The 21,390-nt window shown below is 55.1% G+C and carries 15 protein-coding genes; 9 read left to right on the forward strand and 6 right to left on the reverse strand.

Annotated features, from left to right (window positions below; genetic code table 11):
• Positions 1 to 4 precede the first annotated feature (4 nt).
• The gene (locus ROI90_RS11675; RefSeq protein ID WP_315998525.1) at positions 5 to 436 is read left to right on the forward strand and encodes a hypothetical protein; all 432 of its coding nucleotides are present in this window, start codon (positions 5 to 7) and stop codon (positions 434 to 436) included.
• Positions 436 to 882 (forward strand): 3-oxoacyl-ACP synthase, encoded by a 447-nt coding sequence (locus ROI90_RS11680; RefSeq protein ID WP_315998526.1) that lies wholly within the window; start codon positions 436 to 438, stop codon positions 880 to 882. Before ROI90_RS11675 ends, ROI90_RS11680 begins: the two co-directional genes overlap by 1 nt.
• On the opposite strand, the gene ROI90_RS11685 is transcribed toward ROI90_RS11680, so the two are convergent.
• Positions 883 to 1,359 carry a hypothetical protein gene (locus ROI90_RS11685; RefSeq protein ID WP_315998527.1) on the reverse strand — a complete coding sequence of 159 codons (477 nt, stop codon included), beginning with the start codon at positions 1,357 to 1,359 and terminating at the stop codon, positions 883 to 885.
• A 295-nt stretch (positions 1,360 to 1,654) separates the two neighbouring features.
• Between ROI90_RS11685 and ROI90_RS11690 the strand changes: the two genes are divergently transcribed.
• From ROI90_RS11690 to ROI90_RS11700, 3 genes are all read left to right on the forward strand, one after another.
• Positions 1,655 to 2,827, forward strand: a complete 1,173-nt coding sequence (locus ROI90_RS11690) for a 1-deoxy-D-xylulose-5-phosphate reductoisomerase (protein WP_315998528.1) — start codon at positions 1,655 to 1,657, stop codon at positions 2,825 to 2,827.
• A 93-nt stretch (positions 2,828 to 2,920) separates the two neighbouring features.
• Positions 2,921 to 4,267, forward strand: coding sequence for an RIP metalloprotease RseP (gene rseP / locus ROI90_RS11695; protein ID WP_315998529.1), 1,347 nt, complete (start codon positions 2,921 to 2,923; stop codon positions 4,265 to 4,267).
• Positions 4,268 to 4,396: 129 nt separating this feature from the next.
• Positions 4,397 to 4,903: a DUF6702 family protein gene (locus tag ROI90_RS11700; RefSeq protein ID WP_315998530.1), complete on the forward strand. Its 507-nt coding sequence runs from the start codon at positions 4,397 to 4,399 to the stop codon at positions 4,901 to 4,903.
• Between the two features lie 183 nt (positions 4,904 to 5,086).
• Here ROI90_RS11700 and ROI90_RS11705 read toward each other — a convergent pair whose 3' ends face one another.
• Positions 5,087 to 7,159 carry an OmpA family protein gene (locus tag ROI90_RS11705; protein WP_315998531.1) on the reverse strand — a complete coding sequence of 691 codons (2,073 nt, stop codon included), beginning with the start codon at positions 7,157 to 7,159 and terminating at the stop codon, positions 5,087 to 5,089.
• 429 nt (positions 7,160 to 7,588) lie between these two features.
• Here ROI90_RS11705 and lon point away from each other — a divergent pair, with 429 nt between their 5' ends.
• From lon to ROI90_RS11725, 4 genes are all read left to right on the forward strand, one after another.
• Complete coding sequence (gene lon, locus ROI90_RS11710) at positions 7,589 to 10,045, forward strand: endopeptidase La (protein ID WP_315998532.1); 2,457 nt, start codon at positions 7,589 to 7,591, stop codon at positions 10,043 to 10,045.
• Between the two features lie 151 nt (positions 10,046 to 10,196).
• Positions 10,197 to 11,258 (forward strand): type IX secretion system protein PorQ, encoded by a 1,062-nt coding sequence (porQ, locus tag ROI90_RS11715; RefSeq protein WP_315998533.1) that lies wholly within the window; start codon positions 10,197 to 10,199, stop codon positions 11,256 to 11,258.
• Positions 11,259 to 11,376: 118 nt separating this feature from the next.
• Complete coding sequence (hslU, locus tag ROI90_RS11720) at positions 11,377 to 12,786, forward strand: ATP-dependent protease ATPase subunit HslU (RefSeq protein WP_315998534.1); 1,410 nt, start codon at positions 11,377 to 11,379, stop codon at positions 12,784 to 12,786.
• A gap of 80 nt (positions 12,787 to 12,866) precedes the next feature.
• Positions 12,867 to 13,625, forward strand: coding sequence for an SDR family NAD(P)-dependent oxidoreductase (locus ROI90_RS11725; RefSeq protein ID WP_315998535.1), 759 nt, complete (start codon positions 12,867 to 12,869; stop codon positions 13,623 to 13,625).
• 55 nt (positions 13,626 to 13,680) lie between these two features.
• On the opposite strand, the gene ROI90_RS11730 is transcribed toward ROI90_RS11725, so the two are convergent.
• From ROI90_RS11730 to ROI90_RS11745, 4 genes are all read right to left on the reverse strand, one after another.
• Positions 13,681 to 15,090 carry a RagB/SusD family nutrient uptake outer membrane protein gene (locus tag ROI90_RS11730; protein ID WP_315998536.1) on the reverse strand — a complete coding sequence of 470 codons (1,410 nt, stop codon included), beginning with the start codon at positions 15,088 to 15,090 and terminating at the stop codon, positions 13,681 to 13,683.
• Positions 15,091 to 15,101: 11 nt separating this feature from the next.
• The gene (locus ROI90_RS11735; protein ID WP_315998537.1) at positions 15,102 to 18,227 is read right to left on the reverse strand and encodes a SusC/RagA family TonB-linked outer membrane protein; all 3,126 of its coding nucleotides are present in this window, start codon (positions 18,225 to 18,227) and stop codon (positions 15,102 to 15,104) included.
• Positions 18,228 to 18,444: 217 nt separating this feature from the next.
• Entirely contained in the window at positions 18,445 to 19,533 is a 1,089-nt protein-coding gene (locus tag ROI90_RS11740; RefSeq protein ID WP_315998538.1) for a cytochrome c, read from the reverse strand.
• 372 nt (positions 19,534 to 19,905) lie between these two features.
• Positions 19,906 to 21,351: a SusD/RagB family nutrient-binding outer membrane lipoprotein gene (locus ROI90_RS11745; protein ID WP_315998539.1), complete on the reverse strand. Its 1,446-nt coding sequence runs from the start codon at positions 21,349 to 21,351 to the stop codon at positions 19,906 to 19,908.
• Between the last annotated feature and the right edge of the window lie 39 nt (positions 21,352 to 21,390).

A 21,390-nucleotide genomic window follows, 5' to 3' on the forward strand; every position in this document is an offset into this window, starting at 1 on the left:
TGATATGTTACAAGGAAATATATTGATTCGTGCCAGCCTCGATGAGTATGATTACGATTGGTGTGAATTTGAAGTGACTATAACCAAAGGCCGGTCCGAAACTCAAGTCCATTTTGGTAGTGCTATAGGTACTTGGAAAGAATTTGGACTTGCTTTACAGTCTTACCCCTCAAAAGCAACTGACTACGTATTATTCGAATCAGGAATAGGAGGTTTATATGAGGAAAAACTCATTTTGAAAGCATACTGCTACGACACTATTGGACATACTGCTCTTACCGTCAACATTGACCACAAAAAAGAGCCGCCCGACGATTTTCGTATTCACTTTTCTGTTCTAGCTGAGGCAGCTTCGCTTAATCATTTAGGCCGGTTATTGGCAAACTGGGAAGTGAAGAACAATTCTGAACTCTACTGGCAAGCCTACACGAGCTAATGCTAAAACCCCACCTCCACGCCCTTTGCCTAGCCTACGTGCAGGAGCGCATCGACGCCTGCCAAGCCGCCATCCGGGCCGCCCAGGAATCGGCCAATTCCGAAACCAAGAGCAGCGCCGGAGACAAGTATGAAACCGGCCGCGCCATGGCCCAGAACGAGCGGGACCGGAACGCCATCCAGCTGCAGCAGGCCCAGCAGCTCCAGGGCGAGCTGCAGCGCATCAACCCCGCCCTGCCCTGTGACACCGTGCGGCCCGGTGCATTGGTGCGCACCAGCATGGGCACGTTCTACCTCGGCATCAGCGCGGGTAAGCTCACCGTGGAAGGGCAGGACTACTTTGCCATATCGGCTGCCGCGCCCGTAGCTGCCGCTTTGGCCGGTAAGCGCGCCGGGGAGGCAGCCGTGTTCAACGGTAAGCCGGTTCAGGTTACGGCTGTTGAGTAACTACACCCGCGGCAGCAGCCCCGAAATGCCCCGGATGTTGAGGCGCACGAAGTTGCGGACCCGCTCGAAGCGGGCGGCGGCTTCCTGCATCTCCTCGTCGGGCTCCTGCTTGGTCGGTCGGTGCGTGTCGAGCAGGGCAAACACGGTTTCGGCTAGGTCCATGTAGCCCAGAATCATCAGGAACAGCAGCTTCTTATCGTCTTCCTGGTATGATTTCTGGCGCACGGCTTTCACCAGGCTGTCGAGCTGGGTGGTTTCGTCCACGTACAGGTCGCGCAGCACGGCCCGCTGGTGCTGGTAGTCGAGCAGTTGCTGGGGCTCCAGGCTGGCGGCCGAAAACGGGAAGGTATCGGTGAAGCGGGTGGCGGCCCGGAAGTCCTTTTCGGCGGCGTACACCGTGCTCAGGTGCTTTTGCAGGCTGGCCCAGAGGCCGGTGCGGGCTTTATCGAAGGCGGAAGGAGCGGCGGGTTCGGTCACGGAGGAGCAGGAAAGAAGCGGAAAGCCCAAAAGTACGCCGATTCGCGCGCCGCAGCTGTAAAAAACTGTAACGGTTTGATGAGCGGTCCGGTCCGGCGGGCGCAGCCCGTCGGGCCGGTTGAAGTAGGCTACCACCCGAACGATGACGCAACAACGACGCGACATCAGCTTGCTTAAACCGGCCCGACGGGCTACGCCCGCCGGACCGGACCATCCGCCCCGGCTGGTAGTCGAACTTCCGCGTACTTTTGCTCTGCTTCCTGCCGTTTCTTTTCTGCTCCGCTAGTTATAGTTCATGTCCACTACCCCTAAACGCGTCAGCCTGTTGGGTTCCACCGGGTCTATTGGCACCCAGGCTCTCGACGTAGTACGCGCCCAGCCCGGCCGGTTTCAGGTCACGGCGCTTTCGGCCCAGTCCAACGCCGACCTGCTCATTGCCCAGGCCCGAGAGTTCCAGCCCGCTGCCGTGGTTATCGGCGACGAAGCTAAATATCAGCAGGTGCGTGAGGCTTTGGCTGGCCAACCTGAAACCGAAGTGCTGGCCGGGGCCGAGGCCCTCACCGAAGTAGCCGCCCGCCCCGACGCCGACGTGGTGCTGACGGCCATGGTGGGCTACGCCGGGCTGCTGCCCACGGTGGCTGCCATCCGGGCCGGGAAGGACATTGCCCTGGCCAACAAGGAAACCCTGGTAGTAGCCGGCCAGCTCATCACGGGGCTGGTACAGGAACACGGCGTGCAGCTGCTGCCCGTCGATTCGGAGCACTCGGCCATTTTCCAGTGTCTGGTGGGGGAGGAGCAGAATCCCATCGAGAAAATCATCCTCACGGCCTCGGGTGGGCCGTTCCGGGGGCGCACCCGGGAGCAGCTGGCCCAGGTAACCAAGGCCCAGGCCCTCAAGCACCCTAACTGGGACATGGGCGCCAAAATCACCATCGACTCGGCTTCCCTGATGAATAAGGGGCTGGAGGTGATTGAGGCGAAATGGCTGTTTAACCTGCGCAATGAGCAAATTGATGTGGTAGTCCATCCCCAGAGCATCATTCACTCCCTGGTACAGTTTGAGGATGGCTCTTTGAAGGCGCAACTGGGCCTGCCCGATATGAAGCTGCCCATTCAGTACGCCCTGGGCTACCCCCGGCGCCTGGCCAACCAGTTCCCCCGCTTCAGCTTCCTCGACTACCCCCAACTTACCTTCGAGCAGCCCGATACCACTGCTTTCCGCAACCTGGCCCTGGCCTTTGAGGCCCTGAAACGGGGCGGTAACGCCGCCTGCATCCTCAACGCGGCCAACGAAATTGCCGTGGCCGCTTTCCTGCGCGACGAAATCGGGTTTTTGGAAATGTCGGACGTGGTAGAATCTAGCCTCGCCCGGGTTTCGTACCTTGCCACTCCCTCGCTCGACGACTACGTGCTGACCGACCAGGAAACCCGCCGCGTGGCCCGGGAGCTTTGCTCCGCCCGCGTCTGACACCTTGGCGGAACCAGGCGGCAACTCTAAGCTTCGGTGCGTTGTTTGTTGCGGCGGGCCTAGTACCCTTCATCACCTCATTACCTACTTCCCTTGACAGGACTTATCATGGCCGGGCAGATGCTGCTGGGCCTTTCCATACTAGTTGGCTTGCACGAGTTTGGCCACTTTGCCGCCGCCAAATACTTCAAAATCCGGGTCGATAAGTTTTACATCTTCTTCGATTTCCTGTTTCCGCTGCCCGGGGTGATGAACTTCGCCCTGTTCAAAAAGAAAATCGGGGAGACGGAGTACGGCCTCGGCTGGTTCCCGCTGGGCGGCTACGTGGCCATCCACGGCATGATTGACGAAACCCAAGATGCCGAAACCCTGGCCTCGGAGCCCCAGCCCAACGAGTTCCGCTCCAAGCCGGCCTGGCAGCGCCTGATTGTGATGCTGGGCGGCATTATCATGAACGTCATCACCGGCATCGTCATCTTCTCGCTGCTGACGTTCAAGTATGGTGAATCCTATCTGCCGGCTTCGGAGGCCCGTTTCGGAATTGTGCCGAATGAGTTGGGCAAGCAAATCGGCTTCCGCGAAGGGGATAAAATCGTGAAAATCAACGGACAGCCGTTTGAGGATTTTAGCGACGTATATAGCCCCGAGGTTATTCTGGGCAACAACGCCTACTACACCGTGGACCGTAACGGGGAGCTGCGCGACATTAACGTGCCCAACAACTTCATGGACCGCCTGGCCGATGAAGGGGAGCAGCGTTTCGTGCAGCCCCTCGACCCCTTTGTGGTGGATGAGGTAACGCCCAGCAGCCCCGCCGACCGCGCCGGCCTCCAGGCCAACGACCAAATCCTAACTGTAGCGGGCAAAACCACGCAGTTCTTCCCCCAACTCCAGCAAGCACTCAAGGACAACGCCGGTAAAACGGTACCCGTGCAGGTAAAGCGCGCCGGCCAGCCCGTTACCATCAAGGTAGCCGTGGATGACGACGGTAAAATTGGCTTCCGCCCTAAGTCCTTGCTCAATGTGAAAACCCGTCAGTACGGCTTACTGCAGGCAGTGCCAGTAGGCACCAAAACGGCTTTTGGCGTTGTAACTACGCAGGTAAAGGCGTTTGCTAAGATTTTCCGGGGCGAGGCCTCCTTCCGCAAATCCATTGGCGGCCCCATTGAAATTGCCCAGCAGTACGGCGGCAAATGGGATTGGTATCGGTTCTGGACCCTCACGGGCATGCTCTCCATGGTGCTAGCCTTTATGAACCTGCTGCCTATTCCGGCCTTGGACGGCGGCCACGTTATCTTCCTGCTGTACGAAATGATTGCTGGCCGTAAGCCTTCCGACAAATTCCTGGAAAACGCGCAGAAAGTGGGCATGATGCTGATTCTGGCCCTAATGGCCTTTGTACTCATCATCAACCCAATTCTCAAAAAGCTGGCGTTATAAAATCCCATAAAACCGCATCGAAAGCCGTGCCGCCCGCGAAGGGTGGCACGGCTTTTATATGAAACGGGTTTTGCGGGTGCCAGGCAACTTCCGCCCGCAACCCGTTTTCCAATTCCTCGTCTGTACGCCATGAAATTCCTTCGTTTTCTGCTGCCGATGGCGGTTGCGCTGTCCGTTAGTCTGGCCGCCTGGGCCCACGCCTACCACGCCAGCATCATGGAGTTGCGCTTCAACCCGGAAAAGCAGCGGCTGGAAATGGCCCTGAAAATCTTCACCGACGACCTAGAGCAGGAGCTATCCGCCGGCAAGCCCCGGCCCGTGCGCACCGACCAACTCACGCGGGCCCAACTGAACCCGCTGCTGGTCGATTTGCTGCGCCGCTCGGTGCAATTCAGCGCCCGTCCCAATGAGGCCGCGCTGCCCCTCACGCTGGTAGGCTTGCAGAAAGAGAAAGATGCCTATTGGCTCTACTTCACGGCCCCGCTGCCTGCCAAGGCTGCCGGCGTCAGCCTGCGCCACCAACTCCTGCTGGCCACTTTTCCCGACCAGATGAACATCGTTAACCTGGAGGCAAAGGGCCAGAAGCAAAGCCTCCTCTTCCGGGAAGGAGAGACGCAGCAGCAGTTGAAGTGGTAGGTTGCCGTTGCGAACAGAGCGAAGCAATCCTTTTTCCTTTTAACGTAAACCACTGGCCTGTTCCGAAGCCTTCAAGTGCATGAGCAAAGAAAAGGCAGGATTATTTTGCTCTGCTCGCAATGACGAAGGTGGTTAAGAAGCCCGGTTTATTCGCTTGCCTGTCATCCTGAACAGCTTCGAGGCCTACCACTCCAGTTTTCCATCCTTATCACCGGCGGCAGGCTTGGGTGCGGGCTTGTCAGGCTGAACAGGGTCGGCTTTGAACTCGGTGTCCTTGTCGCCATCGGGGCGGATAAGGCGGAACTCCACGCGGCGGTTGGTTTTGGCGTCTTCCTCGGTCACCTCATCCTTGAGCGGGCGAGAGGAGCCGTAGCCAAAACTATCAATACGGTTGGCGGTGAGCTTACCCTTCTGCTCAATGTAGCGCCTAATGGACTGGGCCCGCTCCTGGGAAAGCCGCTCGTTGAAGTCCGGGTCACCCTTGCCGTCGGTGTGGCCCGTAATGCTGAGCCGGAAGGTGGGGTGGTCCACCATAAACACGGCAATGCGGTCCAGTATCGGGTGCATGCTGGCCCGGATGTGCGACTTGTCCTGGTCGAACTCAATATTCTTGAAAATCAGCGGCAGCTTGTAGTCGATGGAGTTGGTCATCAGCTTCATCACCGTGTCGCCTTCCAAAGCAAACTTCTTCTCCACACTGAAGAAATCCGGGCTCTGAATTAGCATCACGTAGTGTGAGCCTTCAATCAGGTCGAAGTCAAACGAGCCGTCGTCGCGCAGGTATTTGCTGGCTACCTCAATGCCGTTGTCGGTGTCAATGATGCTTATGATGCCGTTGAGCGGCTTTTGGCTCACGGAGTCAATCAAAGAGCCCTCCACGTGGGTGGTAGCCAGGGGCTGGGCCTCCATGGGCAGCGGGAAGGAGTAGAGGTCCAGGTTTTTCATGTCCTGGGCCTCGGAGCGCGCGTAGTACAGGCTCTTGGAGTCGGAATCAATGGTGAAGTAGTACTCCGAGCCCTTGCCGTTCACCAGCGGCCCGATATTGATGGGCTCCTGCCAGCGGCTGCGCACCCGGTAGGTTTTGTAGATATCAAAGTCGCCGAAGTTGAGCAGCTGCCCCCGGGAGCTGAAATACAGCACGTGGTAGAGCGGGTGGTAGAAGGGGCTGACCTCACTTTCACGGGTGTTTACTACGGGGCCCATGTTCTGGGCCCGGCTCCACTGCCCGTTCTTCTGCTTCACCGTGTACCAGATATCCGACAGCCCGAAGCCGCCCAGCCGGTCGGAGGCGAAGTACAGCGTGTCCTCGTTGGGTGAAAGGGTAGGTTGCGAGTCCCAGGCGGTGGAGTTGACGTTGGTGCCCAGGCTCTTGGGCATGGTCCATTTGCCGTCTTTGAGCGTGGCCGTGTACAGGTCGCAGTTGCCGTGGCAGGTGGGACACTCGCAGCGGGCGAAATACAGCGTTGTGCCATCCTTGCTGATGCAGGCCGAACCCTCGTTGTAGGAAGAGTTGATGGGCTTGGGCAAGGGCTCAGCGGGTGCCCACACGCCATTCTCGCGGCGGGCCGTGTACAAATCCTCGTCGATGACGCTGTGCAGGCCGCGCATTTTGCGCTTGGAGGAAAAAATCAGCAGGTCGGCGTCGGCGCTCAGGGTAGGCCCATAATCCTCGCGCTGGGAGTTGATGGCCTCGCCCATGGTGGTGTACACGCCCTTGGGCGGCCGGAAGGTGGCAATGTTCTTCCGGTACTCCACAATATCGTAGTACGTTTTCAGGGGTACGTACAGCTCCGTTTCCTTTTGCTCCAGGGAGTCATAGTAGCGCTGCACTTTGGTAAGTGACTGGCGGCGGTGCTTGAGGGCGAGGCGGTAATAGGCCTTGGCGCGGTCCTCATTGCCGGCTTTATCCCAGAGCTGGCCCAGGTGCCAGAGCAGCACGTTGTCCTTATAAAAGTTTTCGATGCCAAATTGGCCTACGTAGGCTTCCAGCAGGTTGCGGGCGGCCGTCCAGTTCTTGCGCTTCTCGGCCCGCTGAATCTCACGCATGGCCTTCTTATCCTGGAAGTAGGCGAGGCGGTTGATATTCGCAAACTCTGGGGTGGCATCGGTACGGGCCCGGGCCTGCCGGATTACCTTGGCCGTAAGCTTACGTTGCGCGTTAGGAACTCCTGATTTTTGTTGGGCGGATAGGGTAGTGGGCAGGCCCAGTGCAAGAAGCACCGCGCATAAGGAGAGCAGACGGGCAAAGAAACGCATAGCAGCAATAAGGCACGAAAGCGGTGGGAACCGGCAAGCATCAAAAATAGGAAATTTTGGATACCAGCGGAGAGGAAATAAGTGAAAGAATGGAGCTGAATTGAATAGGTTGTCATCCTGAGCGGAGCGAAGGGCCTTGCTACGCCTGCACAAGTTCTTTCATCCTAGTAAGGCCCTTCACTCCACCCCGAACGACAAATTCGTCCTTTCCTGCCCTCATTTTCTCATTTCCCCATTGATCCTGTCGATGTGGCCGCTTGCTTGGGTGGCACGGCGCTTGCCGAATCCCTACCTTCGATACCTACGTTAGCCTCCCGGTCCTAAAGCCTACTTGTTTGCCTGTCATTGTGGCATCCGGCTGTGGCTTTGCCCGTCTTTCATTCCATGAGCCGAAATACTCCGCCCTCCTCTCCTTTCTCTTCCTTGCTGATGACTGAAGATCCCGCCGAAATGGTGTCCATCGTGGCCTCGGACCCCGACCAGCCGCTGGGGGCCGATGAGTCGCCGGAGGTGCTGCCGCTGCTGCCGGTGCGCAATACGGTGCTGTTCCCGGGGGTAGTGCTGCCCGTAACCGTCACGCGGAAGAAGAGCATCCGGCTGGTGCGCAAGGCCTACCGGGGCAATAAGATTGTGGGCGTAGTGGCCCAGAAAAATGGGCAGAGCGACGACCCCGAGCTGGCCGACCTGTATCCGGTGGGCACCATGGCCAAAATCCTGAAGCTGCTGGTGCTGCCCGATGGCAATACAACCATCATCATTCAGGGCCAGTCGCGCTTCCGGATTGAGGAAGCCGTGCAAACCACGCCCTACCTCACGGCCCGCGTAAGCTACATTCCGGAGGTGTTCCCGGCCAAAAGCTCCAAGGAAGTGAAGGCGTTGGTGTCGTCGTTGAAGGAAGCGGCGGCCCGTATGCTCAAGCTCAACCCCGAAATTCCGCAGGAGGCCCAGGTGGCCCTGGACAATATTGAGTCGCCTTCCTTCCTCACGCACTTCCTGTCCTCCAACATCAACGTGGAGGTAAGCATGAAGCAGCAGCTGCTGGAAACAGCCGACGGCGTGGAGCGCGGTACCCGCCTGCTGGAGCTGATGATGAAGGAGATTCAGTTGCTGGAAATCAAGCGCGAAATCCAGACCAAAGTCCACACCGATATCGACCAGCAGCAGCGCGACTATTTCCTGCGCCAGCAGATTAAAGTGCTGCAGGATGAGCTGGGCTTCGATGGCCCCGATCAGGAGGTCGAAAAGCTGCGCCAGCGCGCCAAAGGCAAAAAGTGGCCCGAAGCCGTAGCCAAGCACTTCGCCAAGGAGCTGGACAAGCTCACCCGCATCAACCCCCAGGCCGCCGAGTACCCGGTAAGCCTGAACTACGTGGAGTTTCTGCTGGATTTGCCCTGGGGTGAGTACACCAAGGACAACTTTAACCTGAAGCGCACCCAGAAAATCCTCGACCAGGACCACTATGGTATGGAGAAGGTAAAGGAGCGCATCATTGAGTACCTGGCCGTGCTCAAGCTTAAAAACGACCTGAAAGCGCCCATTCTGTGCCTGTACGGGCCTCCCGGTGTGGGCAAAACCAGCCTGGGCCGCTCCATTGCCAAAAGCCTGGGCCGCCAGTACGTGCGCATGAGCCTGGGCGGGGTGCGTGACGAGGCCGAAATCCGGGGGCACCGCAAAACCTACGTGGGGGCCATGCCCGGCCGCATTATCTCGCAAATCAAGAAAGCCGGCGCCTCCAACCCGGTGATTGTGCTGGATGAAATCGACAAGCTGGCTTCTGACTTTCGCGGCGACCCGTCGTCGGCGCTGCTGGAAGTGCTGGACCCCGAGCAGAACAGCACCTTTACCGACAACTTCCTGGAGGTGGAGTATGACCTCTCGCGGGTACTGTTCATTGCCACGGCCAACTCCCTGGACACCATTCAGCCCGCTCTGCGCGACCGAATGGAAATCATCGACCTGACCGGCTACACCCTGGAGGAGAAAACCCAGATTGCCAAAAAGCACCTCTGGCCCAAGCTCCTGCACGAGCATGGCCTCACGCTCAAAGACGCCGGCATCACCAACGGGGCTTTGCAGCGTGTAATTGATGATTACACCCGCGAATCGGGGGTGCGGAGCCTGGAGCGCAAGCTGGGCGCGGTGGTGCGCAACATTGCCAAGAGCAAGGCCATGAAGGAGCCCCACCCCGCCACGCTAGAGCCCAAAGACGTGCGCCGCATCCTCGGGGCCGCCATCTTCGACCGGGACCAGTACCAGGACAACGAAACGGCTGGCGTGGTAACGGGCCTAGCCTGGACGTCCGTGGGTGGCGACATTCTGTTCATTGAAAGCCTGCTGAGCCGGGGTAGGGGCAAGCTCACCCTGAGCGGCCAGCTCGGCGACGTGATGAAGGAGTCGGCCGTGACGGCCCTGAGCTACTTGCGCAGCCGGGCCGAGGAGCTGGACATCGACTACCGTCTCTTCGACCAGTACGACCTGCACATTCACTTCCCCGAGGGGGCCGTACCCAAGGATGGTCCCAGCGCCGGCATTGCCATTTTCACCAGCATTGCCTCGGTGTTTACCCAGCGTAAAATCCGCAGCCACCTGGCCATGACTGGCGAAATTACCCTGCGGGGTAAGGTGCTGCCGGTGGGCGGCATCAAGGAGAAGATTCTGGCCGCCAAGCGGGCCGGCGTGCGGGATATTATTCTGTGCCCGAAGAACAAAAAGGACATCGACGAAATATCGGCCGAGTATCTCAAGGACCTTACCATCCACTACGCCGACCGGGTAGATGACGTGCTGCGGGTGGCTTTGTTGGATGAAAAAGTGGCCCACCCCATTAAGTTGGTGGTGCGCGACGAAGCTCCGCTGCCGGCCGGCCCCAGCGTGGAAGTTAGCTAAGCGGTACTGTCACTCCCGCGAAGGAGGAATCTGGGTAAAGCATTACAGTGGTAAATCCAGAATCCCCCCTTGTTGGAGTGGCACCTTTACCGTACAATAAACCGCGCTGTTTTGACGTCCTAAGTGGCAACCCGCTTTATCTTCGTTGCTGATGATGCTACCCCTACGCCGCGCCTTTCTTCTTGCTGTTTCCTCGTTGGCTATGCTGGCGGCCGCCCCGGTGGCTCAGGCCCAGATTGGCGGGCAGCAGGCCATGTCGTTTCTCAACCTGCCTACCAGTGCCAAGCTGGCTGGGCTGGGCGGCGTGAACGTTTCAGCCCGCGACGCCGATGGCACCATGCTCTACGGTAACCCAGCCCTGCTGAACCCTGAAATGGATGGCCGTTTGGCGCTGGGCTTCGTCGATTACCTGGCCGATATCAAGCAGAGCACGGCCGCTTACGTGTTCAATACCGAGAAGGCTGGCCGCTTCGGGGTGGGGCTGACGTATCTGAGCTACGGGCAGTTTGAGCAATTCGACGCGGCGGGCAATTCCCTAGGGCAGTTTTCGGTGAATGAGTACGCCCTGAGCATTGCGGATTCCTACACTACGGGCGCTTTCACTATCGGCGGCACACTCAAATTGGTGGGCTCGGGCATTGCCGGTAACCACTCCTACGCGGCCCTGGCCGATGTTGGGGGCCTGTTCAAACACCCTGAGCAGGATTTTGCGGTCGGTTTGGTAGTGCGCAATGCCGGTATTCAGTTGAAACCCTACGACGGCGCTGGTCGGGAGCCTATGCCACTGGATGTACAATTGGGCACCTCCTTCAAGCCTGAGCACCTACCACTCCGCTTCTCCTTCACGGCCCACCACCTGCAACAGCTGGATATCGTCTACCTCGACCCTAACCAACGGGGTCAGTTGGATGAGAACGGGGAGGAGATAAAGCCTAAAAAAACGCTCGGTGATAAAATTGCCCGTCATTTTGTGGTGGGAGGGGAGTTGCTGTTGAGCAAGAACCTGAACGTACGGGTGGGCTATAATCACTTGCAGCGTCGGGAGCTGCGCCTGGAAAATACGGCGGGCGGTGCAGGTTTCTCCTTCGGTGTGATGCTGCGCATCAGCCAGTTTCAGCTGGATTACACGCATGCAGGCTACCATGCTTCAGGGGGAGCTAACTACTTCACCATTGCCCGCAACCTCGATTCCCTGTTCAAAAAGCAGCCCTAATTGAATGTGGGAAATGTGAAGAATGTGTTGAATGTGGCCGTTCATTAATTGCCGCGCGTAAACGTATTCTGCTCCCGCACATTTTACACATTCGGCACATTTATCACATTACCCCTGCATGCTTGACTCCGCTGAGTTTCTAACCCCGGCCCAGATTGTGGCTGAACTTGATAAGTACATCATCGGCCAGCATGACGCCAAGCGGCATGTGGCTATTGCCCTGCGTAACCGGTGGCGCCGCCTGCACGCCCCTGCGGAAATGCAGCGCGAAATTGTGCCCAACAACATCCTCATGATTGGCTCTACAGGCGTGGGCAAAACCGAAATTGCCCGCCGTCTGGCCAGCATTGCCGGCGCGCCTTTTACCAAAGTAGAGGCCTCTAAATTTACTGAAGTGGGCTACGTGGGTCGCGACGTGGAGAGTATGGTGCGCGACCTGGTGGAGCAGTCAGTAAATATGGTGAAGCAGCGCCGCAAGGAGGAGGTAAAAGTGCAGGCTGCACAAGTGGTGGAGGATATTATTCTGGACATCCTGATTCCGCCCGTAACGGCTGGCCCTGCGGCGGCCCCTAAGCCCACGGTAGGCTTTCCCTTGCCCGCTACCGGTGATACCGCGCCCGATTCTGACATGGAATTGAACGAGCGGACCCGGGAGCGTTTTCGGGAAAAGATTCGGAATGGGGAATTAGATGAGCGCAAAATAGACATTCGAGTGCAGCAGCACAGCGGCCCCGGTATTGGCGTGGTGGGTGGCCTTGATGAGGCCAGCATGGCCGGCATTCAGGATATGCTGGGTTCTATGCTGCCCAAGAAAACCCGCAAGCGCAAGGTAACCGTGGCCGAAGCCCGCAAGATTCTTCTGGACGAGGAAGCCGCTAAACTCATTGATATGGATGAGGTGAAGGACGAAGCTATCCGTCAGGCCGAAAACGCCGGTATCATCTTCATCGATGAAATTGACAAGGTAGCCAGCCGGAGTGGCAAGGGCGGCGGCGGCCCCGACGTCAGCCGAGAAGGCGTGCAGCGCGACTTGCTGCCCATTGTGGAGGGCTCGGCCGTGAGCACCAAGTACGGCGTCATTCACACCGACCACATCCTGTTCATTGCCGCTGGGGCTTTCCACGTGGCCAAGCCCTCCGACCTGATTCCGGAGTTGCAGGGCCGCTTTCCAATCCGGGTAGAGTTGCAGAGCCTCAGCAAGCACGACTTCTACCGTATTTTAAAAGACCCCAAAAATGCCCTTACCAAGCAGTATGAAGCTTTATTGCAGGCCGAAAATGTGAAGCTTTCTTTCGAGGATAATGCTCTGGAGTGTTTGGCTGAAATTGCGTTTGAGGTGAACAGTGAGGTAGAGAATATCGGAGCCCGTCGTCTGCATACCGTCATGAGCCGTCTGCTTAATGATATTCTCTTCGATGTACCCGACGTTATTGGAGCCAATGCACACATTGTCATCACCCGGGAACTAGTGGAAGAGCGCCTCCACGACATGGTGCGCAACCGCGACCTGAGTCAGTATATTCTGTAGCCCATTGCCAGCGGTTCAGAACAAGCAGCAGATTACCGGTAAAAGAGGCAGTAGCACTGCCTCTTTTTTTGTTTTGCCGTATGGCTGAATACCCCGTTCCTACTCACCATACTATGCACTACTACATCATCACCGGAGCCAGCCGTGGACTGGGCAAGGCCCTTGCTGAAACGCTGCTGCAGCAGCCAGACACGTTTGTACTAGGCGTGTCGCGCCACGCCACCATTGCGCATCCCCGCTACCAGCATCAACCCCTCGATTTGTCTGATATGCTGGCTGTGCAGAACAACCTGCATAAGGTATTTCCTCCCTTTTCTGAGGCTAGCAGCATCACCCTCATTAACAATGCAGGTGTGGTAGGCGAAATAGGCTACATGGGGGAACAGCAGAATGAGCACTTTGAGTTTGTATTCGATGTGAACCTAATAGCGCCGGCCATGCTCATGAACACCTTCCTGCGTACGTATTCTGGCCTACCAGTAACCCGTACTATTCTCAACATCAGCAGCGGTGCCGCTCAACGGCCCGTGGATGGCTGGGCCGCCTACTCCGCCTCCAAAGCTGCCCTCGATGCCCTTTCCCGCACCGCCCAGAAAGAGCAGGATATCCGCGGTACCGGTGTCCGGATTCGCAGCCTCGCGCCTGGTGTGCTCGACACGGCTATGCAGGAGCACATCCGCTCAGCTGATGTGCAACACTTTAGTGAGGCAGATAAATTTCTCGGATTGCATAGGGGGGGCCAACTGGTAAAGCCAGCCGAAGTTGCGTCTAGGATAGTAGCGTGGTTGCAAAGTGATAAAATGACATCAGAAGTAGTAACTCGAATTGATACCATATAAGCCGGTCAATAAAAAAAAGCCCTGGTGATTCACCAGGGCTTTTTTTATCAGATCCTTAATAGCTGGGATTTTGTACCAGGTTAGGATTTAAACGAATCTGTTGATCCGGAATGGGGAAGATAACTCGCGGATCGTTGTACTTAATTGCTGTAGCAATTGTGCTATGCGGCGGAATGTCACGCTTGTAGCGGAGCAGGTCGTACAACCGGTGGCCTTCGAAAGCCAGTTCCAAGCGACGCTCTTCCAGAATGGCGTCAATCAGGGCTGCTTTGGTAAGGAAGGACGTTGCTGGATAAGCAGTGGTAGAACGGCTACGTACTTGGTTCAGTAGCGTAATCGACTCTGTGTTTACTCCGTTCAACTGTGCCAAAGCCTCTGCGCGGTTCAGCAACACTTCAGGGTAACGCACAATTGGAACATAGTTATCTACAAGGTTGAACTTGGCCGTAAACCGGTTGGTCCCTCTGGAATCAATCAGTTGCGTACGGCGCAAGTCAGTTGTCGACAACGAAGTCAGGTTGAAGTAAGGCGTGATGGTGATATCCGCTCTCCGATCCGGGCCATAATGCTGTCCAATAGCATTGTTGGTATTGGGATTGTCAGCGGGGTTCATAGCCACCGAGAAGATAGACTCCTTGGTATTGTAGGTGCGAAATGGAGTCAATGGGCTGGCATTCAGCGTATAACCTCCAGTTGTGATAACTTGGCCAGCCAAGTCGGCGGCCTTGGTGTAGTCAGCCTTATACAGGTATACGCGTGACAACAAGGCTTGAGCAGCTCCCTTCGAGATTCGAATATTGGAGTTAGCACCAGCGTAGGTAGCAGGCAACACAGGAATGGATTCCAGCAGATCCTTTTCAATCTGGTCGTACACCTCCTTCACAGTTGCCCGAGCCTGGCGCAATGCCGGATCAAACGCTTCTGCTGCCGACTTAGGAGCGGTTAGTTGCAAAACGACTCCAGGATGCGAGGCATCAGCGGTGAAACCGTATGGTTGAGCAAACAGATTGACTAAGTGGAACATAGCTAAGGCGCGTATGCTCTTGGCCTCGGCCGTATACTGTGCTTCCAGAGCAGCCGACGATTTACCGGAGTTGGCTGCCAGGTTTTGAATGAAGGAGTTGGCTGTAAAGATGGTCCGGTAACCTCCTGCCCATGAGCTGGCTGCAAACCCATCAGTAGAAAGCATCTGGTAGCGTCCTACGTTACCAAAATAAGTTGGTACGTCTGTGTCGCCACTCCGGATATCTGAATAAATCAGCGCACGGCCACCCAGAAATTCAGCGTTTTGTAAACCGTCATATACTCCAATCAACGACTTTTCAATGCGGGTAGCATCAGCAAATGTTTCGTCGATGGTAAAAGCAGTTGGTGGCTCCTGGTCCAGAATATCACACGCAGGAAGGGTGCCAATTAGAGTTGCGGAAAGGATAGCTTTCCACAATATCTGAGAATGGTATTTCATGAAAGCGGAAATTAGAGGCTGATGTTGAGGCCAAGGGTGTAGCTACGAGGCTGAGGTACTGACCGGTTATCAACCCCGAAAGCAATGTTACTGTTGTTGCGGTTAGAGTTTACCTCTGGGTCAATGCCTTTGTAGTTCGTAATAACAAAAGCGTTTTGTACTTGACCGTAAACGCGCAAGTTGTTCAGGCCAAAGCGCTCATACAATCCTTTCGGCAAGTTGTAGCCTAAGTTGATCTGACGGAGACGGAGGAAATCCCCGTTCTCCAGCCAGCGAGTAGAGGCTTGGTTGGGCAGGTTGTCGGCGAGGTAAAGACGCGGTACGTCCGTTTCCTGACCAGGAGTGGTCCAACGCTCTTTGATTTCCTCTATGTTGTTGTTATAGAGGTTAGTCATCAGCTGAGCGCGGGAGGAGTTATAGATTTTGTTACCTCCGCTGAACTGTAAGAACACACCCAGCTCGATGCCTTTGAAGCTGAAGGTGTTGTCAAAGCCTCCGTAGTAAGTCGGGTAACCCCCAGCCTTCGTGTATACTGCGTCAGCCTGCGTGATGGGAGTAGTCAAGTCGCCCGATGTATTACGGTAGGCGCCTACAACCGGATCATACTGTTTAACCTCACCAGATGCAGTTAAAAACTGAGCATTACCATTGGCGGGGTTTACACCGGCCCAGCGTACGAGTTTATATACACCCAACGACCGGCCAATGCTAGCTACCTGTACACCGCCTGGCAAATCAGCCGGATCATTCAGACCGGTAACACGGTTTTTGATAACTGTTCCGTTGATAGAGGAAACCCACCGGAACCCACTTTCGGTTTCAATATTGGTCGTAGAAAGGGATGCTTCTACCCCGCGGTTGTACATGGAGCCTACGTTCCGGAAGATGGAGCCTCCAGGCACCCCGAATTGGGTAGGAATGGGAGCAGCAAGCAGCAAACCGCTGATGTTGGTATTGAAGAAGTCGAATACCAGGTTGACGCGGTTCTGCAGAAAGCCGACATCAAGGCCGACGTCCAGTTTGCGGGACGTTTCCCACTTAATCTCGTTGTTGCCAATTTGCGAAATACCGAAGCCGTTCAGCTCTGTGTATTGAGCGCCTCCTGCCAAGTTCCGTGATGCGTAGGAGCCAATACCGTTCGAGTTACCTACTAGGCCGTAGCTACCACGCAGCTTCAGGTTAGAAACAAACTCATAGTTCTGCATGAACGCCTCCTCCGAAATCCGCCAGCCAGCGGAAACAGCAGGGAATACGCCCCGACGGTTCTCAGCACCGAAGCGCGAGTCTTCGTCAGCTCGCAAGGCAAACTGTACGTAGTATTTGTTGGCGTAGTCGTAAGATGCCAGGCCGAAAACGGAGCGGAATGCATTGCCGAAAGCAGTACCACCAGCGAAGGGTGTACCGGAAAACAACCCGTCCAGAATGGTGTTGAATTTAGGATCGGCCAAGCCCGGCGCGCCAGTATATACTTGCTTCTCCTGCGTTTCTTGGTATTCTAAACCAGCGGTAGCCGTTACAGTGTGTTTTTCGGCGAATGTTTTGTTGTAGTTGGCATAGTTCTGCCAGTTCCACTGCGTCCGGTCCAACCGGTTATTTTGCACCAGACCGCCATAAGAGCGGCCTAGGCCCGACAGACGGCTGTCACTGTACTGGTCCTCGAAGTTGTCGAGGTAGTCAACCCCATACTTGGACGTAATCCGAAGGCCTTGGATTGGCTGGATTTCTACGTACCCATTGGAGAGCAAGCGGCGCGACGTATTGGCGTTCCGGTTCAGTTCCAGCACCGCAAGGGGGTGGCTTACGTTGTTGGCAATGAAGGCAGCAGTGGTGGTGTTATTGCCACTACCCAGGTTACCCGCTGCGTTGAGGTAATACTGTCCATCCGTACCGTATACTGGTACGTTAGGCGCTGCATTGAAGCCAGAAACGGTTGCCCCGGCCAAATAGCCGTCCGTTAGTACCCCGTTGTTCTGCGACTGAGCGTAGTTGGCGCTTACACCTGCTTTCAGCCATTTCTTAGGGGTAATATCCAGGTTCAGGCGGACCGAGCCACGACGCAGTCTGTTGGTATTGATGATACCATTCTGGTCGGAATAATCGCCTGAGCCGTAATAGCTGGCTTTATCATTGCCGCCTGACAAAGCTACCTGATAGTTCTGCGAGAAGCCTGTACGGAATACCTCTTTCAACCAGTCGGTGCGGTCGGCCTGGCCGTCCCCGTTTAGGTCAATGTCGCGGGCAATAACCGAATTAGCAGTTCCCGCTCCATAGCGGTTGAATGCCTTTTCGTTCTGGATAGCGTTGAAATCGTCCCCATTCAGCAGTTTGGGAAGGCGCACTGGTTCATTCCAGCCAACGTAGGAGTTAAGGGAGATGTTATTTTTGCCAGCCTTACCACGCTTCGTTGTAATAATAATTACTCCGTTAGCGGCTCGTGAACCGTAGATAGCAGAAGCGGAAGCGTCTTTCAAAACGTCCACCGATTCAATATCGTTAGGGTTAATGTCAGCCAATGGGTTGTACCGAGTACCGTTGCCACCATTGAATACGTTGGCATTTTCCCGAGTGCTTACTGGCACACCGTCCACTACATACAGGGGCTGCGAACTGCCGCTGATAGAATTGGCACCCCTGATGCGTACGGCTACCCCATCACCGAGTGTACCACCCGTGCTGGTTACCTGTACCCCGGCGGCCCGACCAGTAAGAGCTTGGTCTAAGCTGGAGACTGGCTGATTAAGAAATTTATCGGCTTTGATGGTGGCAACCGAGCCCGTAATATCCTTTACGTCCTGCGAACCGCCGTAGCCAGTCACTACAACCTCGCTCAGCGTCTTGGTATCAGCGGCTATGCCAATGTTGAAAGACGTTTCATTGCCTAGCTGAACTTCCTGCGTAATGAAACCAACTGAGGAAACGCTGAGCGTTGTGGCTCCAGCCGGAACATTCAGAGTGAAAGAACCGTCAGAATTAGTGGAAACGCCGGTAGTAGTACCTTTTACTAGAACCGTTACGCCCGGAAGACCTTCTCCGGTTGCGCGGTCCGTAATGCGACCAGAAACAGCTCGTGTCTGAGCCATTACCTGAGTCATAGCAGCCACCAATAGCGGGGCTGTTAGCAGTAGGTGTTTTTTCATGAAGCAGAGAATTGAAAAGAAGCGCGCTTTATCCAGTGTATATCTGAATGAATCCTAAAAATACAGCCCAAAAATTGAAAACCAGGCAACTGGGTTTGAAAAAAATGATAAATCACGTTTAATAATCGGTATTAGCGGGTGAGAGTGCTATTTATCACGACTAACAGAAGTTAGTCGGCACTTTAAAAATGCCTCTATCGGTAAGCCTACAGCCTATCTAGTTCATGTGTTCATCACCTGGCTTGTACTCCAGGAAGAGCATAATCAGATTCAACATCTCGCTCCTAGATTCCATCAGGTCCTGAGATATGATCATCTGGGGGGGGCTGAATGGATTGTTGGGATTCTGCGAAGTGTTGTCGTATGTGCCGCGTATGTGAATAGTGGAGCCTTTTGGTATATGCAGTAGGTTCTTAAACTTGTAAGACTCCTGCCAGCGAAAATCCCACTCTGGTATTTTGACCATTGGTAGCGTCTGATTATCGGGGGTAGTAGCCCAGGCTTCGAAGTTTTTGCCTAGTAAGTGCATATGGGGCCACACATACAGGACAGATAGGTCAAGAGACGTAACCATATCTACCCGGAATGTCTTGACGCTATCTGCCGGAATAATCAGGGGGGGCTCAATCTCACCAATACCTCCTGAACCTATACTGGTTGCCTGCACAACCCGAGTGATAGGGGCGGAGGAGAAATAGATATTTAGCTTGGAAAGGTCCTGAGCAGGCACACCGGAAGGGCCATAATGCATGGTTAGTAGAATAACTCCCCGTGTTGGCATCGTGAAACCCATGCCAGCAGGGAAGCTTTGTGGGCTGGCTCCAGGAATCCAGCCACCGTAGTAGACTACATCCTGCATAAAGGGCTGAAATTCTCCCAGATTTGTTTGAAACTGATCCGATAGAGCTACCTCACTGCCCCGGTAAATGTCTACCTCTTTGCCAACTGCCTGGACTGCAAAGTTGGCGTGATGCACTAGTTTACGGTTGCCCGGAATAAACTCGAGGGCTTTGACTGCTTTACCTTGAGGCAGCTCAAAAGGAATTTTAAAAATTACGAATGTCTCGTTTCCGTCGCCCTTAATCTCCAAGGCCTGTTTCGGCTGCAGTACCATATCCGGTTTGTTCGGTACATCAGTTGCTGCCTGTACCAGTGCAACACTGGAAGCCCCACTACCTTGCGGGCCACCTTTCTCAACCCAACGGCTGATTAGTTGAATCTCAGAATCAGTAAGGCGCCGTTCGTTAGCAAAAGAGACGTAGTGCGGATCAGCCTTCCACGGAGGCATGTAACGGTTTTTCGTCACAGCCTGAATGGTTTTACGGTGACGAAATACCTCCTCATAGGAGGTTAAAGAAAATGGCCCTGCCCCCCCAGGCTTATGGCACGAAACACAATTTCGGCTAACGATAGGGGCAATATCTTGAGCGTAAGTAACTGCCTTATTCTGTGCCCAAACAGGTTTACACACAAGCACGGAAACCAAGCACAAGACAAGAGTGATGACCCCGGATGAAATTGAAGGACGCACGATAAGTTGCCGAGAAGTAGTGTGAAAGGAGAATTGCGGTTCTAAACAATATGCAAGCTACAAGACTTGAAAATAGTATTTAGTTCATCCACAAAAAAAGGCTCTCACGTAACGTGAGAGCCTTTTTTTGTGGATGAACTATCTGTGCTAGAATTTATCCCACCACAGTTTAGTGGTCAGAAGGTCGGCGCCCTGACGGGCAACAGCAGCTGAGTAGCTAGCTTGGTTGATCGACTGTTCCTGAGTAGGATAAAGGAAGCGTACGGGGATTTTACCACCAGCAGCAGTCACCGGACGACGAGCTACAGTCAGGGTAGGAGCATCAAGACGACGCCATTCCGACCATGCTTCCAAACCTTGGCCAAACAGAGCAATCCATTTCTGGTTGCCAATGCTGGTTTTGTAAGAAGCAGGGTTGTACGCTACATCAGCCTGAGCCAAGTACGTAGTAATAGCTGCGCCGTCAGTAATACCATGCTGATTCATGGAGGCCGTAATGGCGGCGTTATATTCCGTAGCTGCTACACCAGTAACGAATCCACGCTGAATGGCTTCAGCTTTGAAAAACAGCACCTCCGCGTACGTCATCAGCACAGCAGGTGAGGTTTCGCGGCGGAAAGCAATACCAGGGAGTGAGGTTTTCTCGAGACCTAATGCGGTAGCATCAGCCGCCAATAAACCATTCGGCACACCCTTGTAGTCGCCACCAGCAACCGGACGGTCGGCATATACAGCCAAACGGGGGTCATTAACAGCTTTAAGACGCGTTACGAGCGTTTCACTTACCCGGTGGTCGTCACGCGTTTTATACGTTTCGTATACGGGGTTGTCGTTCGGGAACGTGGCGTCCAAAAATACCAACCGGGCGTTGTCGCTGTTGGAGCGGAACACGTTGTCAGCACCCAGAACTTCAGCAACTACAGCACGCGCAGTAGCCGGATCAGCATCAGCAATCCGCATAGCCAAGCGCAGACGCAGCGAGTTGGCAAAGCGGCGCCATTTTTCAGTGTCACCGTTGTATAGAATGTCGCCCTGAATGCTGCCCTGCTTGCTGGCCAGTAAATCGGAAGCCGTTTTAAGGTCGGCTAGCAACCCCTTGTAAACGTCCTGCTGCGCATCATAAGCCGGCGAAACGAATTTGTCGGCTTGCAGTGCCTGCGAATATGGAATGTCACCAAACATATCCGTCAGCAGTGAAAACTGCCAGGAGCGCATGACGAGTCCAACACCCTGGTAAGAGGCATTGTTGGCAGCCTTACCCTGGTTGATGACCACGTTGGCATCCTGCAGACCACCAGCGTAGAAACCATCCCACAGTGCCTGAATAGCCGCTGGGCGGAAAGAATAACGGTCTTCGTTGGTATACTGAATTTTGGCCCAGTGCTGCACAATCAGCAGACCACCATCCATGTTCGCCGCTACGTCCCAAGAACGAGTAACGTTGGAGCGGATAATTTGCGTGAGCAGCAAGTTAGGCTGCGCAACCTCCGAGTTATTGGGGTTGGTGTTGATTTTGTCGAAGTCACTTTCGCAAGCACCCAAAGACAGGGCTAGCGGAAATAACAGAGCTAGTTTTTTGTATGAAGATTTCATGAGCAGTAAAGCTGTTTCTTAATGGCACCGCTGCGAAAA

It is taken from the genome of Hymenobacter endophyticus (assembly GCF_032464715.1).
GTDB lineage: Bacteria > Bacteroidota > Bacteroidia > Cytophagales > Hymenobacteraceae > Hymenobacter > Hymenobacter endophyticus.

What these genes read in the sequence shown, in the direction of transcription:
- ROI90_RS11675 (WP_315998525.1), top strand. Translation starts at nt 5, where the DNA reads ATGTTACAAGGAAATATATTGATTCGTGCCAGCCTCGATGAGTATGAT.
- ROI90_RS11680 (WP_315998526.1), top strand. Translation starts at nt 436, where the DNA reads ATGCTAAAACCCCACCTCCACGCCCTTTGCCTAGCCTACGTGCAGGAG.
- ROI90_RS11690 (WP_315998528.1), top strand. Translation starts at nt 1,655, where the DNA reads ATGTCCACTACCCCTAAACGCGTCAGCCTGTTGGGTTCCACCGGGTCT.
- ROI90_RS11700 (WP_315998530.1), top strand. Translation starts at nt 4,397, where the DNA reads ATGAAATTCCTTCGTTTTCTGCTGCCGATGGCGGTTGCGCTGTCCGTT.
- ROI90_RS11705 (WP_315998531.1), bottom strand. Translation starts at nt 7,159, where the DNA reads ATGCGTTTCTTTGCCCGTCTGCTCTCCTTATGCGCGGTGCTTCTTGCA.
- lon (WP_315998532.1), top strand. Translation starts at nt 7,589, where the DNA reads ATGACTGAAGATCCCGCCGAAATGGTGTCCATCGTGGCCTCGGACCCC.
- porQ (WP_315998533.1), top strand. Translation starts at nt 10,197, where the DNA reads ATGATGCTACCCCTACGCCGCGCCTTTCTTCTTGCTGTTTCCTCGTTG.
- hslU (WP_315998534.1), top strand. Translation starts at nt 11,377, where the DNA reads ATGCTTGACTCCGCTGAGTTTCTAACCCCGGCCCAGATTGTGGCTGAA.
- ROI90_RS11725 (WP_315998535.1), top strand. Translation starts at nt 12,867, where the DNA reads ATGGCTGAATACCCCGTTCCTACTCACCATACTATGCACTACTACATC.
- ROI90_RS11730 (WP_315998536.1), bottom strand. Translation starts at nt 15,090, where the DNA reads ATGAAATACCATTCTCAGATATTGTGGAAAGCTATCCTTTCCGCAACT.
- ROI90_RS11735 (WP_315998537.1), bottom strand. Translation starts at nt 18,227, where the DNA reads ATGAAAAAACACCTACTGCTAACAGCCCCGCTATTGGTGGCTGCTATG.
- ROI90_RS11745 (WP_315998539.1), bottom strand. Translation starts at nt 21,351, where the DNA reads ATGAAATCTTCATACAAAAAACTAGCTCTGTTATTTCCGCTAGCCCTG.